Genomic DNA, 16,481 nt, shown 5'->3' with positions numbered 1-16,481 from the left:
CCACAATCTGTGAAAAACTTTTATTTTTAAGTTATAATTAAGCTAGTCAGTTTATACTTTCAGTAATTTCAAACATATGGAGGCAAATATGAAACATCTAAAAACATTTTACAAAAAATGGTTTCAATTATTAGTCGTTATCGTCATTAGCTTTATTAGTGGAGCCTTGGGTAGCTTTTCAATAAACCAACTAACTCAGAAAAGTACTGTAAGTAACTCCAACAACAATAGTACTATTACACAGACTGCCTATAAGAACGAAAATTCAACAACACAGGCTGTTAACAAAGTAAAAGATGCTGTTGTTTCTGTTATTACTTATTCGGCAAACAGACAAAATAGCGTATTTGGTAATGATGATACTGACACAGATTCTCAGCAAATCTCTAGTGAAGGATCTGGGGTTATTTATAAAAAGAATGACAAAGAAGCTTACATCGTCACCAACAATCACGTTATAAATGGTGCCAGCAAAGTAGATATTCGTTTGTCAGATGGGACTAAAGTACCTGGAGAAATTGTCGGAGCTGATACTTTCTCTGATATTGCTGTCGTCAAAATCTCTTCAGAAAAAGTGACAACAGTAGCTGAGTTTGGTGATTCTAGTCAGTTAACCGTAGGAGAAACTGCTATTGCCATCGGTAGCCCGTTAGGTTCTGAATATGCTAATACTGTCACTCAAGGTATCGTATCTAGTCTCAATCGAAATGTGTCTTTAAAATCTGAAGATGGACAAGCCATTTCTACAAAAGCTATCCAAACTGATACTGCTATTAACCCAGGTAACTCTGGTGGACCACTTATCAATATTCAAGGGCAAGTTATCGGAATTACCTCAAGTAAAATTGCAACAAATGGAGGAACGTCTGTAGAAGGACTTGGGTTCGCAATTCCTGCAAATGATGCTATCAATATTATTGAACAGTTAGAAAAGAACGGAAAAGTGACTCGTCCAGCTTTGGGTATCCAAATGGTCAATCTCTCAAATATTAATACAAGTGATATTAGAAGACTAAATATTCCAAGCAGTGTAACATCTGGTGTAGTTGTTCGTTCTGTGCAGAGCAACATGCCTGCCAATGGTCACCTTGAAAAATACGATGTTATTACAAAAGTAGATGACAAAGAGATTGCTTCATCAACAGACTTACAAAGTGCTCTTTACAATCATTCTATCGGAGACACCATTAAGATAACTTACTATCGTAACGGTAAAGAAGAAACTACATCTATTAAACTTGACAAGAGTTCAGGTGATTTAGAATCTTAATTGACATCTATGTAAAGAAAGCTTTACATAAGAGAAAAGATGTGTTAGTGTAGAATCATGGAAAAATTTGAAATGATTTCTATCACGGATATACAAAAAAATCCCTATCAACCCCGAAAAGAATTTGATAGAGAAAAACTAGATGAACTAGCACAGTCTATTAAAGAAAATGGTGTCATTCAACCGATTATTGTTCGTCAATCTCCTGTAATTGGTTACGAAATCCTTGCAGGAGAGAGACGCTATCGGGCTTCACTTTTAGCTGGTCTAACGTCTATCCCAGCTGTTGTTAAACAGCTTTCAGACCAAGAGATGATGGTCCAGTCCATCATTGAAAATTTACAGAGAGAAAATTTAAATCCAATAGAAGAAGCACGCGCCTATGAATCTCTCATAGAGAAAGGATTTACCCATGCTGAAATTGCAGATAAAATGGGGAAGTCTCGTCCTTATATCAGCAACTCCATTCGTTTGCTTTCCTTGCCAGAACAGATCCTCTTAGAAGTAGAAAACGGCAAACTATCACAAGCTCATGCGCGGTCTCTAGTTGGCTTGAATAAGGAACAACAAGACTATTTCTTTCAACGAATCATAGGGGAAGACATTTCTGTAAGAAAATTAGAAGCTCTTCTGACAGAGAAAAAACAAAAGAAACTGCAAAAAAATGATCATTTCATACAAAATGAAGAAGAACAGTTAAAAAAACTACTCGGATTAGATGTAGAAATCAAACTGTCTAAAAAAGACAGTGGAAAAATCATTATTTCTTTTTCAAATCAAGAAGAATACAGTAGAATTATCAACAGCCTGAAATAAGGCTGTTCTTTTATTTTTTTATCTCACAAGGTTATCCACTATTTTTTTCAGTAAAAAGCTTAATAAATCAATAATTTCTGATTTTATCCCCAACCTGTGGATAAAACTTGATAACATTGTGGATTATTTTTCACAGCTTGTGGAAAATTCTTACTATCTATGGTAAAATAAGTCTAGCATTAAACTTTTAAATAGTAAAGGAGGAGAAAGGATTGAAAGAAAAACAATTTTGGAATCGTATATTAGAATTTGCTCAAGAAAGACTGACTCGATCCATGTATGATTTCTATGCTATTCAAGCTGAACTCATAAAGGTAGAGGAAAATGTTGCCACTATATTTTTACCACGATCTGAAATGGAAATGGTCTGGGAAAAACAACTAAAAGATATTATTGTAGTTGCTGGATTTGAAATTTATGACGCTGAAATAACTCCCCACTATATTTTCATCAAACCTCAAGATACTACTGTCTCACAAGTTGAAGAAGCTCCAAATTCAACTCTTTATGACTATAGTCCAAAGTTAGCATCTATTCCTTATTCGGATACTGGATTAAAAGAAAAGTATACCTTTGATAATTTTATTCAAGGGGATGGAAATGTTTGGGCAGTATCAGCAGCTTTGGCTGTCTCTGAAGATTTGGCCTTAACCTATAATCCTCTTTTTATCTATGGAGGACCTGGGCTTGGTAAGACTCACTTACTCAATGCAATTGGGAATGAGATTTTGAGAAATATTCCTGATGCGCGTGTGAAGTACATCCCTGCTGAAAGCTTTATCAACGACTTTCTTGAACACCTGAGACTAGGTGAAATGGAAAAATTCAAAAAAACTTACCGTAGCCTTGATCTCTTGTTAATTGATGATATCCAATCGCTGAGTGGAAAAAAAGTTGCAACTCAAGAAGAATTCTTCAATACTTTCAACGTTCTTCATAGCAATCAAAAACAAATCGTTCTGACTAGTGATCGTAGTCCTAAACACTTAGAGGGCCTTGAAGAAAGACTTGTCACGCGCTTTAGCTGGGGGTTGACGCAAAACATCACACCACCTGACTTTGAGACACGTATTGCCATTTTACAAAGCAAAACAGAACATTTGGACTACAATTTCCAAAGTGATACCCTAGAATACCTAGCTGGCCAATTTGATTCAAACGTTCGAGAACTTGAAGGAGCCATCAACGACATCACTTTAATCGCCAGAGTGAAGAAGATTAAGGATATCAGTATCGATATCGCTGCAGAAGCTATTAGAGCTCGAAAACAAGATGTTAGCCAAATCCTCGTCATTCCAATTGATAAAATCCAAACTGAAGTAGGGAACTTCTATGGTGTTAGTGTCAAAGAAATGAAGGGAAGCAGACGCCTTCAAAATATTGTGTTAGCCCGTCAAGTAGCCATGTATTTATCTAGAGAATTAACAGATAATAGTCTTCCAAAAATTGGGAAGGAGTTTGGAGGAAAAGATCATACAACAGTCATTCATGCCCATGCAAAAATTAAATCTTTGATTGATGAAGACGATAATTTACGTTTAGAAATTGAATCAATCAAAAAGAAAATAAAATAACTTGTGGATAACTTTCGTTTTTTTATCTTTTTTATCCACATTTTTTAAACAAGCCAAAAAACTTGATATGACTTATTTCAAGTCTGTTTTCCACAGATTTCACAGACTCTATTATTACTATTATCCTTCTAATACTAAAAATAAATAAAGGAGAATCCATGATTCATTTTTCAATTAATAAAAATTTATTTCTACAAGCCTTAAATACAACCAAAAGAGCTATTAGTTCTAAAAATGCTATTCCTATTTTATCAACTGTCAAAATTGACGTAACCAATGAAGGGGTTACTTTAATTGGTTCAAATGGTCAAATTTCAATTGAAAATTTTATTTCTCAAAAAAATGAAGATGCTGGTTTGTTAATTACTTCTCTAGGTTCAATCCTTCTTGAAGCTTCTTTCTTCATCAATGTGGTATCTAGTCTACCTGATGTGACTCTTGATTTTAAAGAAATTGAACAAAATCAAATTGTTTTAAACAGCGGCAAATCAGAAATTACCCTAAAAGGAAAAGATAGCGAACAATATCCACGAATTCAAGAAATTTCAGCAAGCACTCCTTTGGTTCTTGAAACAAAATTACTCAAGAAAATTATCAATGAAACAGCTTTTGCGGCAAGTACACAAGAGAGTCGTCCAATTTTAACAGGTGTTCATTTTGTATTGAGCCAACACAAGGAGCTAAAAACAGTAGCTACAGACTCTCATCGTCTAAGCCAGAAAAAATTAACGCTTGAGAAAAATAGTGATGATTTTGATGTTGTAATTCCGAGCCGTTCTCTACGCGAATTTTCAGCAGTATTTACAGATGATATTGAAACTGTAGAGATTTTCTTTGCCAATAACCAAATCCTCTTTAGAAGCGAAAATATTAGCTTCTATACTCGTCTCCTAGAAGGAAACTATCCTGACACAGATCGTTTGATTCCAACAGACTTTAACACTACAATTACTTTTGATGTGGTAAACTTACGTCAGTCAATGGAGCGTGCTCGTCTTTTATCAAGTGCGACTCAAAATGGTACTGTGAAACTTGAAATTAAAGATGGGGTTGTTAGCGCCCATGTTCACTCTCCAGAAGTTGGTAAAGTAAACGAAGAAATCGATACTGATCAGGTTACTGGTGAAGATTTGACCATTAGTTTCAACCCAACTTACTTGATTGATTCACTCAAGGCTTTAAATAGCGAAAAGGTGACCATTAGCTTTATCTCAGCTGTTCGTCCATTTACTCTTGTGCCAGCAGATACTGACGAGGACTTCATGCAACTTATCACCCCAGTTCGTACAAATTAAGTGAAAGAGGTTGAGCCTGGCTCGCCTCTTTTATGATATAATCGAAAAAGAAAAGGAGAGTAGTATGTATCAAGTTGGAAATTTTGTTGAAATGAAAAAACCACATGCTTGCACAATCAAGTCAACAGGAAAAAAAGCTAATCGTTGGGAAATTACACGTGTAGGAGCAGATATCAAAATCAAATGTAGCAATTGTGACCATGTTGTCATGATGGGACGCTATGATTTTGATCGAAAAATGAATAAAATTATTGACTGAAAACCCTTAGTTAGAGGGTTAGCAAGTTTTCCCTTTTTGTGTTATAATATTAGGGATTGAAATGAAAACGGAGAATGAGAAAATATGGCTTTAACAGCAGGTATCGTTGGTTTGCCAAACGTTGGTAAATCAACACTATTTAATGCAATTACAAAAGCAGGAGCAGAGGCAGCAAATTACCCATTTGCGACGATTGATCCAAATGTTGGAATGGTAGAAGTTCCAGATGAACGCCTACAAAAACTAACTGAAATGATTACTCCTAAAAAGACAGTTCCAACAACATTTGAATTTACAGATATCGCAGGGATTGTAAAAGGAGCTTCAAAAGGAGAAGGGCTAGGGAATAAATTCTTGGCTAATATCCGTGAAGTAGATGCGATTGTTCATGTAGTTCGTGCTTTTGATGATGAAAATGTGATGCGCGAGCAAGGACGTGAAGACGCCTTTGTGGATCCACTGGCAGATATTGATACTATTAACCTAGAGTTGATTCTTGCTGACTTAGAATCAGTTAATAAGCGCTATATGCGTGTAGAAAAGATGGCACGTACGCAAAAAGATAAAGAATCAGTAGCAGAATTTAATGTTCTTCAAAAGATTAAACCTGTTCTTGAAGATGGAAAATCAGCTCGAACTATTGAATTTACAGATGAGGAACAAAAGGTTGTCAAAGGTCTCTTCCTGTTAACGACTAAACCAGTGCTCTATGTTGCTAATGTGGACGAGGATGTGGTTTCAGAACCTGACTCTATCGACTATGTTAAACAAATTCGTGAATTCGCAGCGACAGAAAATGCTGAAGTAGTCGTTATTTCTGCGCGTGCTGAGGAAGAAATTTCTGAGTTAGACGAAGAAGACAAGCAAGAGTTTCTTGAAGCACTTGGGTTGACAGAATCAGGCGTTGACAAGTTGACTCGTGCAGCTTACCACTTGCTTGGACTGGGAACTTACTTCACAGCTGGCGAAAAAGAAGTTCGCGCTTGGACCTTCAAACGTGGTATGAAGGCTCCTCAAGCAGCTGGTATTATCCACTCAGATTTTGAAAAAGGATTTATTCGTGCGGTAACCATGTCATATGAGGATCTAGTGAAATACGGATCCGAAAAGGCTGTAAAAGAAGCTGGACGCTTGCGTGAAGAAGGAAAAGAATATATCGTTCAAGATGGCGATATTATGGAATTCCGCTTTAATGTCTAAAAATTTAATAAATAGTGTCAATTAGGTTGGAAAAAAAATTCCAACCCTTTTGGCTTTTGAAAGGAAAAATAAATGACCAAATTACTTGTAGGATTAGGAAATCCAGGAGATAAATATTTTGAGACCAAACACAATGTTGGTTTTATGTTGATTGACCAACTAGCGAAAAAACAGAATGTCACATTTACACACGATAAGATATTTCAAGCTGACCTAGCATCCTTTTTCCTAAATGGAGAAAAAATTTATCTTGTCAAACCAACGACATTTATGAATGAAAGTGGAAAAGCGGTTCATGCTTTATTGACTTACTATGGTTTGGATATTGAAGATTTACTCATCATTTATGATGATCTTGACATGGAAGTTGGAAAGATTCGTTTAAGAGCAAAGGGATCCGCAGGTGGTCATAATGGTATCAAGTCTATTATTCAACATATTGGAACCCAAACCTTTAATCGTGTTAAGATTGGAATCGGAAGACCTAAAAATGGAATGTCAGTTGTTAACCATGTTTTGAGTACCTTTGACAAGGATGATTATATTGGTATTTTACAGTCTATTGACAAAGTTGACGATTCTGTAAACTACTATTTACAAGAGAAAAATTTTGAGAAAACAATGCAGAGGTATAACGGATAAATGTTAACCTTATTAGATTTATTCTCAGAAAATAATCAGATAAAAAAATGGCATCGAAATCTGACAGATAAGAAAAGACAATTAATGTTAGGCTTGTCAACTTCTACAAAAGCTTTAGCAATTGCTAGTAGTTTGAGACAGGAAGATAAGATTGTGTTATTGACGTCAACTTATGGAGAAGCAGAAGGACTTGTTAGTGATCTTATATCTGTCTTGGGTGAGGAACTTGTCTATCCATTTTTAGTAGATGACTCCCCTATGGTCGAGTTTTTGATGTCTTCACAAGAAAAAATCATTTCACGGGTTGAAGCCTTGCGTTTTTTGACTGATTCATCTAAGAAAGGGATTTTAGTTTGTAATATCGCAGCAAGTCGATTGATTTTACCGTCTCCCAATATATTCAAAGATAGTATTGTAAAAATAACAGTTGGTGAAGAATATGATCAACACACGTTTATCCATCAGTTAAAGGAAATAGGTTATCGCAAAGTTACGCAAGTACAAACTCAAGGTGAGTTTAGTATTCGAGGAGATATTTTAGATATTTTTGAGATGTCTCAGTTAGAACCTTTCCGAATCGAGTTTTTTGGTGATGAAGTAGATGGAATTCGGACTTTTGAAGTCGAAACACAATTATCAAAAGAAAATCAAACAGAACTCACTATCTTTCCAGCAAGTGATATACTTTTGAGGGAAAAGGACTATCTACGAGGGCAGTCAGCTTTAGAAAAGCAAATTTCAAAGACCTTATCACCAATTTTAAAATCATACTTGGAAGAGATTTTGTCAAGTTTTCATCAAAAACAAGTACATTCAGATAGTCGAAAGTTTTTATCTTTATGTTACGATAAAACATGGACTATATTTGATTATATTGAAAAAGATACACCAGTGTTTTTTGATGATTATCAAAAATTAATGAATCAGTATGAAGTCTTTGAAAGAGAATTAGCACAATACTTTACAGAAGAATTACAGAACAGTAAAGCATTTTCTGAGATGCAGTATTTTGCTGATACAGAGCAAATCTATAAAAAACAGAGTCCGGTTACCTTTTTCTCTAATCTGCAAAAGGGGTTAGGAAATCTCAAGTTTGACCAAATTTATCAATTTAATCAATATCCTATGCAGGAGTTTTTCAATCAATTTTCTTTTCTAAAAGAAGAAATTGAGCGATACAAAAAAATGGATTATACTATTATCCTGCAGTCTAGCAACTCAATGGGAAGTAAAACATTGGAGGATGTTTTAGAGGAATACCAGATTAAATTGGATTCCAGAGATAAGTCAAGTGTTTGTAAAGAATCTGTAAACTTAATCGAGGGTAATCTCAGACATGGTTTTCATTTTGTAGATGAAAAGGTTTTATTGATAACTGAACATGAGATTTTTCAAAAGAAATTAAAACGTCGTTTTCGAAGACAACATGTTTCAAACGCAGAGAGATTAAAAGATTACAATGAACTTGAAAAAGGAGATTACGTTGTTCACCATATCCATGGAATTGGTCAATATCTAGGGATTGAAACAATTGAAATCAAAGGGATTCACCGTGATTATGTTAGTGTTCAATACCAAAACGGGGATCAAATCTCTATCCCAGTGGAACAAATTCATCTACTTTCCAAATACGTTTCAAGTGACGGTAAAGCACCTAAACTCAATAAATTAAATGATGGTCATTTCAAAAAAGCAAAGCAAAAAGTTAAGAACCAGGTAGAGGATATAGCTGACGATTTAATTAAACTTTATTCTGAACGCAGCCAGTTGAAGGGTTTTGCTTTCTCAGCTGATGATGAGGATCAACATGCTTTTGATGATGCCTTCCCTTATGTTGAAACGGATGATCAACTTCGTAGTGTTGAGGAAATTAAGAGAGATATGCAGGCTTCTCAACCAATGGATCGACTTTTAGTTGGGGATGTTGGTTTTGGAAAGACTGAAGTTGCTATGCGTGCAGCCTTTAAGGCAGTCAATGATCACAAACAGGTTGTCGTTCTAGTTCCGACGACGGTTTTAGCGCAACAGCACTATACCAATTTTAAGGAACGATTCCAAAATTTTGCAGTTAATATTGATGTGTTGAGTCGCTTTAGAAGTAAAAAAGAGCAGACTGAAACACTTGAAAAATTGAAAAACGGTCAAGTTGATATTTTGATTGGAACACATCGTGTTTTGTCAAAAGATGTTGTATTTGCTGATTTGGGCTTGATGATTATTGATGAGGAACAGCGATTTGGTGTCAAGCATAAGGAAACCTTGAAAGAATTGAAAAAACAAGTAGATGTCCTGACTTTGACAGCAACGCCAATTCCTCGTACCCTTCACATGTCTATGCTGGGAATCAGAGATTTGTCTGTTATTGAAACTCCGCCGACTAATCGTTATCCAGTGCAAACCTATGTTTTGGAAAAGAATGATAGTGTCATTCGTGATGCGGTCTTGCGTGAAATGGAGCGTGGAGGTCAAGTTTACTATCTTTACAATAAAGTTGACACGATTGATCAGAAGGTTTCAGAATTACAGGAATTGATTCCAGAGGCTTCGATTGGTTATGTTCATGGGCAAATGAGTGAGATTCAGTTAGAAAATACTCTACTGGATTTCATTGAAGGTCAGTATGATATTTTGGTGACAACTACCATTATTGAGACAGGGGTGGACATTCCAAATGCCAATACTTTATTTATTGAAAATGCGGACCATATGGGCTTGTCAACCTTGTATCAGTTAAGAGGAAGAGTCGGTCGTAGTAATCGTATTGCTTATGCCTATCTCATGTATCGTCCAGAAAAATCAATCAGTGAAGTCTCCGAGAAGAGATTAGAAGCGATTAAAGGATTTACAGAATTGGGCTCTGGATTTAAGATTGCAATGCGAGATCTTTCGATTCGTGGAGCAGGAAATCTTTTAGGAAAATCCCAGTCTGGTTTCATTGATTCTGTTGGTTTTGAATTGTATTCGCAGTTATTGGAGGAAGCTATTGCTAAACGACATGGTAATGGGAACACAAGAACCAAAGGGAATGCTGAGTTGATTTTACAAATTGATGCCTATCTTCCTGATACCTATATTTCTGATCAACGACATAAGATTGAAATTTACAAGAAAATTCGTCAAATTGACAACCGTGTCAACTACGAAGAATTACAAGAAGAGTTGATGGACCGCTTTGGAGAGTACCCAGACGTGGTAGCCTATCTTTTAGAGATTGGTTTGGTTAAGTCTTATCTTGATAAGGTCTTTGTTCAACGTGTGGAACGAAAAGAAAATAAGATTACAGTTCAATTTGAAAAAATTACTCAGCGATTGTTTTTGGCTCAAGATTATTTTAAATCTTTATCCGCAACGAATTTAAAAGCAGCCATAACTGAGAATAAGGGATTAATGGAAGTTGTATTTGATGTCCAAAATAAGAAGGACTATGAAATTTTAGAAGGTCTGCTCATTTTTGGAGAAAGTTTATTAGAGATAAAAGTATCGAAAGAAGGCAATTCCCTTTAACATTTTTCTTCTATAAAGTAGATAAAAATGATACAATAATAATTTGAGGTAATAAAAATGAGATTAGACAAATATTTAAAAGTATCACGAATTATCAAGCGTCGTACAGTCGCAAAAGAAGTAGCAGATAAAGGCAGAATCAAGGTAAATGGAATCTTGGCCAAAAGTTCAACGGATTTGAAAGTTAATGACCAAGTTGAAATTCGCTTTGGCAATAAGTTGCTACTTGTAAAAGTACTAGAGATGAAGGATAGTACAAAAAAAGAAGATGCAGCAGGAATGTATGAAATTATCAGTGAAACACGGGTAGAAGAAAATGTCTAAAAATATCGTACAATTGAATAATTCTTTTATTCAAAATGAACACCAACGTCGTCGCTATCTGATGAAAGAACGACAAAAACGTAATCGTTTCATGGGTTGGGTTCTTATTTTGATGATTTTATTGTTCATTTTACCAACTTATAATCTTGCTCAAAGCTATCATCAATTACTCCAAAGACGTCAACAGTTATCAGAATTGCAAACTCAGTATCAAACCTTGAGTGAGGAAAAGGAGAAAGAGACAGCTTTTGCCACAAAGTTGAAAGATGAAGATTATGCTGCTAAATACATGCGTGCAAAATATTATTATTCTAAGAATCGGGAAGCTGTTTATACGATTCCTGACTTGCTCCCAAGGTGATAAAATGGAAAATTTATTAGATGTAATAGAGCAATTTTTGAGTCTATCGGAAGAAAAGCTGGAAGAGTTGGCTGATAAAAATCAATTATTGCGTTTACAAGAAGAAAAGGAAAGGAAGAATGCGTAAATTCTTAATTATTTTGTTGTTACCGAGTTTTTTGACCATTTCAAAAGTCGTTAGCACAGAAAAAGAAGTAGTCTATACTTCGAAAGAAATTTATTACCTTTCACAATCTAACTTTGGTATTTATTTTAGAGAAAAATTAAGTTCTCCCATGGTTTATGGAGAGGTTCCTGTTTATGCGAATGAAGATTTAGTAGTGAAATCTGGAAAATTAACTCCCCAAACAAGTTTTCAAATAACCGAGTGGCGCTTAAATAAACAAGGAATTCCGGTATTTAAGCTATCAAATCATCAATTTATTGCTGCAGACAAACGATTTTTATATGATCAGTCAGAGGTAACTCCTACAATCAAAAAAGTATGGTTAGAATCTGATTTTAAACTGTATAATAGCCCTTATGACTTAAAAGAAGTGAAATCATCCTTATCAGCTTATTCGCAAGTATCGATCGACAAGACCATGTTTGTAGAAGGAAGAGAATTTCTACATATTGATCAGGCTGGATGGGTAGATAAGGAATCAACTTCTGAAGAAGATAATCGGATAAGTAAAGTCCAAGAAATGTTATCTGAAAAATATCAGAAAGATTCATTCTCTATTTATGTTAAGCAACTAACTACTGGAAAAGAAGCTGGTATCAATCAAGATGAAAAGATGTATGCAGCTAGTGTTTTGAAACTCCCTTATCTTTATTATACGCAAGAAAAAATAAATGAGGGGATTTATCAGTTAGACACGACTGTAAAATACGTATCTGCAGTCAATGATTTTCCAGGTTCTTATAAACCAGAGGGAAGTGGTAGCCTCCCTAAAAAAGAGGATAATAAAGAGTATTCTCTCAAGGACTTAATAACGAAAGTATCTAAAGAATCGGACAATGTAGCTCATAATCTATTGGGATATTACATTTCAAACCAATCTGATGCCACATTTAAATCCAAGATGTCTGCTATTATGGGAGATGATTGGGATTCAAAAGAAAAATTGATTTCTTCTAAGATGGCTGGGAAGGCCATGGAAGCTATTTATAATCAAAATGGATTTGTGCTAGAGTCTTTGACTAAAACAGATTTTGATAATGAGAGAATTGCCAAAGGTGTTTCTGTTAAAGTAGCTCATAAAATTGGAGATGCGGATGAATTTAAGCATGATACTGGTGTTGTCTATGCAGATTCTCCATTTATTCTTTCTATTTTCACTAAAAATTCTGATTATGATACGATTTCTAAGATAGCCAAGGATGTTTATGAGGTTCTAAAATGAGGGAACAAGATTTTTTAAATCATTTTCTCAAGAAGGGATATTTCAAAAAGCATGCTAAGGTGGTGCTAGCTCTTTCTGGTGGATTAGATTCTATGTTTCTATTTAAGGTATTGTCTACCTATAAAAAAGAGTTAGAAATTGAATTGATTCTAGCTCATGTGAATCATAAGCAGAGAGTAGAATCAGATTGGGAAGAACAGGAATTAAGGAAGTTGGCTGCTGAAGCAGAGCTTCCTATTTATATCAGCAATTTTTCAGGAGAATTTTCAGAAGCGCGTGCACGAAATTTTCGCTATGATTTTTTTCAAGAGGTCATGAAAAAGACAGGTGCGACAGCCTTAGTCACTGCCCACCATGCGGATGACCAGGTGGAAACAATTTTGATGCGCTTGATTCGAGGGACTCGCTTGCGCTATCTATCAGGAATTAAGGAGAAGCAAGTAGTCGGAGAGATAGAAATCATTCGGCCCTTCTTGCATTTTCAGAAAAAAGACTTTCCTCCAATTTTTCACTTTGAAGATATATCAAATCAGGAAAATCATTATTTTCGCAATCGTATTCGAAACTCATACTTACCAGAATTAGAAAAAGAAAATCCTCGATTTAGAAATGCAATCTTAAGCATCGGCAATGAAATTTTAGATTATGACTTAGCTATAGCTGAATTATCAAAGAATATTGATGTAGAAAATTTAGATCAGCTATTGTCTTACTCTGAGTCGACACAAAGAGTTTTACTTCAAACTTATCTGAATCGTTTTCCAGATTTGAATCTTACAAAAGCTCAGTTTGAAGAAGTTAGACAAATTTTAAAAACTAAAAGCCAGTATCGTCATCCGCTTAAAAATGGTTATGAATTAGTAAAAGAGTATCAACAGTTTCGGATTTGTAAAATCAGTCCTCAGTCTGATGAAAAGGAAGATGAACTTGTGTTACACTATCAAAATCAGGTATCTTACCAAGGTTATTTATTTTCCTTTGGAATTCCATTAGAAGGTGAATCAATTCAACAAATACCTGTTTCACGGGAAACATCAATACACATTCGTCATCGAAAAACAGGAGATTTTTTGATTCAAAATGGGCATAGAAAAAAACTCAGACGTCTATTTATTGATTTGAAAATCCCTATGGAAAAGCGAAAATCAGCTCTGATTATTGAGCAATTTGGTGAAATTGTCTCAATTTTGGGAATTGCGACCAGTAATTTGAGTAAAAACACGAAAAATGATATAATGAACACTGTACTTTATATAGAAAAAATAGATAGGTAAAAAAATGTTAGAAAACGATATTAAAAAAATTCTCGTTTCACACGATGAAATTACAGAAGCTGCTAAAAAATTAGGTGCCCAACTAACTAAAGACTATGCAGGAAAAAATCCAATTTTAGTTGGGATTTTAAAAGGATCTATCCCTTTTATGGCTGAATTGGTTAAACATATCGACACACATATTGAAATGGACTTCATGATGGTTTCTAGCTACCATGGTGGAACAGCAAGTAGTGGTGTCATTAATATCAAGCAAGATGTGACTCAAGATATCAAAGGAAGACATGTTCTGTTTATAGAAGATATCATTGATACAGGTCAAACTTTGAAGAGTTTAAGAGATATGTTTAAAGCAAGAGAGGCTGCTTCTGTTAAAATTGCAACCTTGTTGGATAAACCAGAAGGACGTGTTGTAGAAATTGAGGCAGACTATACCTGCTTTACTATCCCAAATGAGTTTGTAGTAGGTTATGGTTTAGACTATAGAGAAAACTATCGTAACCTTCCTTATGTTGGAGTATTGAAAGAAGAAGTGTATTCAAATTAGAAAGAACAATTTTTAATGAAAAAACAAAATAATGGTTTAATTAAAAATCCTTTTCTATGGTTATTACTTATTTTTTTCCTAGTTACAGCTTACCAGTATTTCAGTACAGGTAGTGTTGCAGGGAAAAGTGAGCAAATTAATTATACAGAATTGGTAAAAGAAATTACCGATGACAATGTAAAAGAATTGACTTACCAACCAAATGGCAGTGTTATCGAAGTTTCAGGTGTTTATAAAAATCCTAAAACAAGTAAAGAAGAAACAGGTATCCAGTTCTTTTCTCCTTCTGCTACAACAGTAGAGAAATTTTCAAGTATTATTCTTCCTTCAGATACTACAGTATCAGAATTGCAAAAACTTGCTTCTGACCATAAGGCAGAAGTAACTGTTAAGCATGAAAGTTCAAGTGGTATGTGGATTAATATTCTTGTATCCATTGTGCCATTCGGTATTCTATTCTTCTTCCTATTCTCTATGATGGGAAATATGGGAGGAAATAATAGCCGTAACCCGATGAGTTTTGGACGTAGTAAGGCTAAAGCTGCAAATAAAGAAGATATTAAAGTAAGATTTTCAGATGTTGCTGGAGCTGAGGAAGAAAAACAAGAACTAGTTGAAGTTGTTGAATTTTTAAAAGATCCAAAACGATTTACAAAACTTGGAGCCCGTATTCCAGCAGGTGTTCTTTTGGAGGGACCTCCGGGAACAGGTAAAACTTTGCTTGCTAAGGCAGTCGCTGGAGAAGCAGGTGTTCCATTCTTTAGTATTTCAGGTTCTGACTTTGTAGAAATGTTTGTCGGAGTTGGAGCTAGTCGTGTTCGTTCTCTTTTTGAAGATGCCAAAAAAGCAGCACCAGCTATTATCTTTATCGATGAAATTGATGCTGTTGGACGTCAACGTGGAGTTGGTCTTGGCGGAGGAAATGATGAACGTGAACAAACCTTGAATCAACTCTTGATTGAGATGGATGGTTTTGAGGGGAATGAAGGGATTATCGTCATTGCTGCGACAAACCGTTCAGATGTACTAGACCCTGCCCTTTTGCGTCCAGGACGTTTTGATAGAAAAGTATTGGTTGGCCGTCCTGATGTTAAAGGTCGCGAAGCAATCTTGAAAGTTCATGCTAAGAACAAGCCTTTAGCAGAAGATGTTGATTTGAAATTAGTGGCTCAACAAACTCCAGGTTTTGTTGGTGCTGATTTAGAGAATGTATTGAATGAGGCGGCTCTAGTTGCTGCTCGTCGCAATAAATCGATAATTGATGCTTCAGATATTGATGAAGCAGAAGATAGAGTTATTGCTGGTCCTTCTAAGAAAGATAAGACAGTTTCACAAAAAGAACGTGAATTGGTTGCCTACCATGAGGCTGGACATACCATTGTTGGTTTAGTCTTGTCGAATGCTCGTGTTGTTCATAAAGTTACTATCGTACCACGTGGACGTGCCGGCGGATATATGATTGCACTTCCTAAGGAAGACCAAATGCTTCTTTCCAAAGAAGATATGAAAGAGCAATTGGCTGGCTTAATGGGTGGACGTGTAGCTGAAGAAATTATCTTTAATGTCCAAACTACAGGAGCTTCAAACGATTTTGAACAAGCGACACAAATGGCGCGTGCAATGGTTACAGAGTACGGTATGAGTGAAAAACTTGGCCCAGTACAATATGAAGGAAATCATGCTATGTTTGGTGCACAGAGTCCTCAAAAATCAATTTCAGAACAAACAGCTTATGAAATTGACGAAGAAGTTCGTTCATTATTAAATGAAGCACGAAATAAAGCTGCTGAAATTATTCAGTCAAATCGTGAAACTCACAAGTTGATTGCAGAAGCATTATTGAAATACGAAACATTGGATAGTACGCAAATTAAATCTCTTTACGAAACAGGAAAGATGCCTGAAACAGTAGAAGAGGAATCACATGCACTATCCTATGATGAAGTAAAGTCAAAAATGAATGATGAGAAATAACCCAAAGAGAGGCAAGACCTCTCTTTTTTTGTGCAGTTTAGACGGTGTAGGGA

15 protein-coding genes are annotated in these 16,481 nt (G+C 35.3%); all 15 read left to right on the top strand.

Features of this window, described 5'->3' with window-relative positions:
* The first annotated feature begins 88 nt into the window (after positions 1–88).
* The 15 genes from htrA (at position 89) to ftsH (ending at position 16,428) form a co-directional block, all read left to right on the top strand.
* Positions 89–1,270, top strand: coding sequence for a serine protease HtrA (gene htrA / locus MK480_RS01850; protein ID WP_261011446.1), 1,182 nt, complete (start codon positions 89–91; stop codon positions 1,268–1,270).
* A gap of 57 nt (positions 1,271–1,327) precedes the next feature.
* Positions 1,328–2,086 (top strand): ParB/RepB/Spo0J family partition protein, encoded by a 759-nt coding sequence (locus MK480_RS01845; RefSeq protein ID WP_084887650.1) that lies wholly within the window; start codon positions 1,328–1,330, stop codon positions 2,084–2,086.
* Between the two features lie 212 nt (positions 2,087–2,298).
* On the top strand, positions 2,299–3,660 hold the full coding sequence (dnaA, locus tag MK480_RS01840) for a chromosomal replication initiator protein DnaA (protein WP_084887647.1): 1,362 nt from the start codon (positions 2,299–2,301) through the stop codon (positions 3,658–3,660).
* A gap of 158 nt (positions 3,661–3,818) precedes the next feature.
* Positions 3,819–4,955, top strand: a complete 1,137-nt coding sequence (gene dnaN / locus MK480_RS01835; RefSeq protein WP_084926253.1) for a DNA polymerase III subunit beta — start codon at positions 3,819–3,821, stop codon at positions 4,953–4,955.
* Positions 4,956–5,019: 64 nt separating this feature from the next.
* Positions 5,020–5,214 carry a DUF951 domain-containing protein gene (locus MK480_RS01830; RefSeq protein ID WP_000285186.1) on the top strand — a complete coding sequence of 65 codons (195 nt, stop codon included), beginning with the start codon at positions 5,020–5,022 and terminating at the stop codon, positions 5,212–5,214.
* Between the two features lie 84 nt (positions 5,215–5,298).
* Entirely contained in the window at positions 5,299–6,414 is a 1,116-nt protein-coding gene (gene ychF / locus MK480_RS01825) for a redox-regulated ATPase YchF (protein WP_001218721.1), read from the top strand.
* A 72-nt stretch (positions 6,415–6,486) separates the two neighbouring features.
* Entirely contained in the window at positions 6,487–7,056 is a 570-nt protein-coding gene (gene pth, locus MK480_RS01820) for an aminoacyl-tRNA hydrolase (protein ID WP_000163938.1), read from the top strand.
* On the top strand, positions 7,057–10,560 hold the full coding sequence (mfd, locus tag MK480_RS01815; RefSeq protein ID WP_268707118.1) for a transcription-repair coupling factor: 3,504 nt from the start codon (positions 7,057–7,059) through the stop codon (positions 10,558–10,560). It abuts the gene before it with no gap.
* Positions 10,561–10,617: 57 nt separating this feature from the next.
* Positions 10,618–10,884 carry an RNA-binding S4 domain-containing protein gene (locus MK480_RS01810; protein WP_001234978.1) on the top strand — a complete coding sequence of 89 codons (267 nt, stop codon included), beginning with the start codon at positions 10,618–10,620 and terminating at the stop codon, positions 10,882–10,884.
* Positions 10,877–11,245: a septum formation initiator family protein gene (locus tag MK480_RS01805; protein ID WP_049515632.1), complete on the top strand. Its 369-nt coding sequence runs from the start codon at positions 10,877–10,879 to the stop codon at positions 11,243–11,245. The genes MK480_RS01810 and MK480_RS01805 overlap by 8 nt, the downstream gene beginning before the upstream one ends.
* Positions 11,246–11,249: 4 nt before the next feature.
* A complete protein-coding gene (locus tag MK480_RS01800) occupies positions 11,250–11,372 on the top strand; it encodes an SP_0009 family protein (protein WP_000429339.1) in 123 nt (40 codons plus the stop codon).
* Positions 11,365–12,633: a serine hydrolase gene (locus MK480_RS01795; RefSeq protein WP_268707117.1), complete on the top strand. Its 1,269-nt coding sequence runs from the start codon at positions 11,365–11,367 to the stop codon at positions 12,631–12,633. The genes MK480_RS01800 and MK480_RS01795 overlap by 8 nt, the downstream gene beginning before the upstream one ends.
* Positions 12,630–13,907 carry a tRNA lysidine(34) synthetase TilS gene (tilS, locus tag MK480_RS01790; RefSeq protein WP_268707116.1) on the top strand — a complete coding sequence of 426 codons (1,278 nt, stop codon included), beginning with the start codon at positions 12,630–12,632 and terminating at the stop codon, positions 13,905–13,907. The genes MK480_RS01795 and tilS overlap by 4 nt, the downstream gene beginning before the upstream one ends.
* A gap of 4 nt (positions 13,908–13,911) precedes the next feature.
* Positions 13,912–14,454, top strand: coding sequence for a hypoxanthine phosphoribosyltransferase (gene hpt / locus MK480_RS01785; protein WP_261011442.1), 543 nt, complete (start codon positions 13,912–13,914; stop codon positions 14,452–14,454).
* Positions 14,455–14,469: 15 nt separating this feature from the next.
* Positions 14,470–16,428, top strand: coding sequence for an ATP-dependent zinc metalloprotease FtsH (gene ftsH, locus MK480_RS01780; RefSeq protein ID WP_000744566.1), 1,959 nt, complete (start codon positions 14,470–14,472; stop codon positions 16,426–16,428).
* Positions 16,429–16,481 lie beyond the last annotated feature (53 nt).

The sequence above is a fragment of the Streptococcus mitis genome, assembly GCF_026782895.1.
GTDB classification, from domain to species: domain Bacteria; phylum Bacillota; class Bacilli; order Lactobacillales; family Streptococcaceae; genus Streptococcus; species Streptococcus mitis_CB.
The sequence above is the reverse complement of the archived record's forward strand: the minus strand, read 5'-3'. Positions and strand labels throughout refer to the sequence as shown.

Coding starts and splice junctions, on each gene's coding strand:
- htrA (WP_261011446.1), top strand. CDS start 89: ATGAAACATCTAAAAACATTTTACAAAAAATGGTTTCAATTATTAGTC.
- MK480_RS01845 (WP_084887650.1), top strand. CDS start 1,328: ATGGAAAAATTTGAAATGATTTCTATCACGGATATACAAAAAAATCCC.
- dnaN (WP_084926253.1), top strand. CDS start 3,819: ATGATTCATTTTTCAATTAATAAAAATTTATTTCTACAAGCCTTAAAT.
- MK480_RS01830 (WP_000285186.1), top strand. CDS start 5,020: ATGTATCAAGTTGGAAATTTTGTTGAAATGAAAAAACCACATGCTTGC.
- ychF (WP_001218721.1), top strand. CDS start 5,299: ATGGCTTTAACAGCAGGTATCGTTGGTTTGCCAAACGTTGGTAAATCA.
- pth (WP_000163938.1), top strand. CDS start 6,487: ATGACCAAATTACTTGTAGGATTAGGAAATCCAGGAGATAAATATTTT.
- mfd (WP_268707118.1), top strand. CDS start 7,057: ATGTTAACCTTATTAGATTTATTCTCAGAAAATAATCAGATAAAAAAA.
- MK480_RS01810 (WP_001234978.1), top strand. CDS start 10,618: ATGAGATTAGACAAATATTTAAAAGTATCACGAATTATCAAGCGTCGT.
- MK480_RS01805 (WP_049515632.1), top strand. CDS start 10,877: ATGTCTAAAAATATCGTACAATTGAATAATTCTTTTATTCAAAATGAA.
- MK480_RS01800 (WP_000429339.1), top strand. CDS start 11,250: ATGGAAAATTTATTAGATGTAATAGAGCAATTTTTGAGTCTATCGGAA.
- MK480_RS01795 (WP_268707117.1), top strand. CDS start 11,365: ATGCGTAAATTCTTAATTATTTTGTTGTTACCGAGTTTTTTGACCATT.
- tilS (WP_268707116.1), top strand. CDS start 12,630: ATGAGGGAACAAGATTTTTTAAATCATTTTCTCAAGAAGGGATATTTC.
- hpt (WP_261011442.1), top strand. CDS start 13,912: ATGTTAGAAAACGATATTAAAAAAATTCTCGTTTCACACGATGAAATT.
- ftsH (WP_000744566.1), top strand. CDS start 14,470: ATGAAAAAACAAAATAATGGTTTAATTAAAAATCCTTTTCTATGGTTA.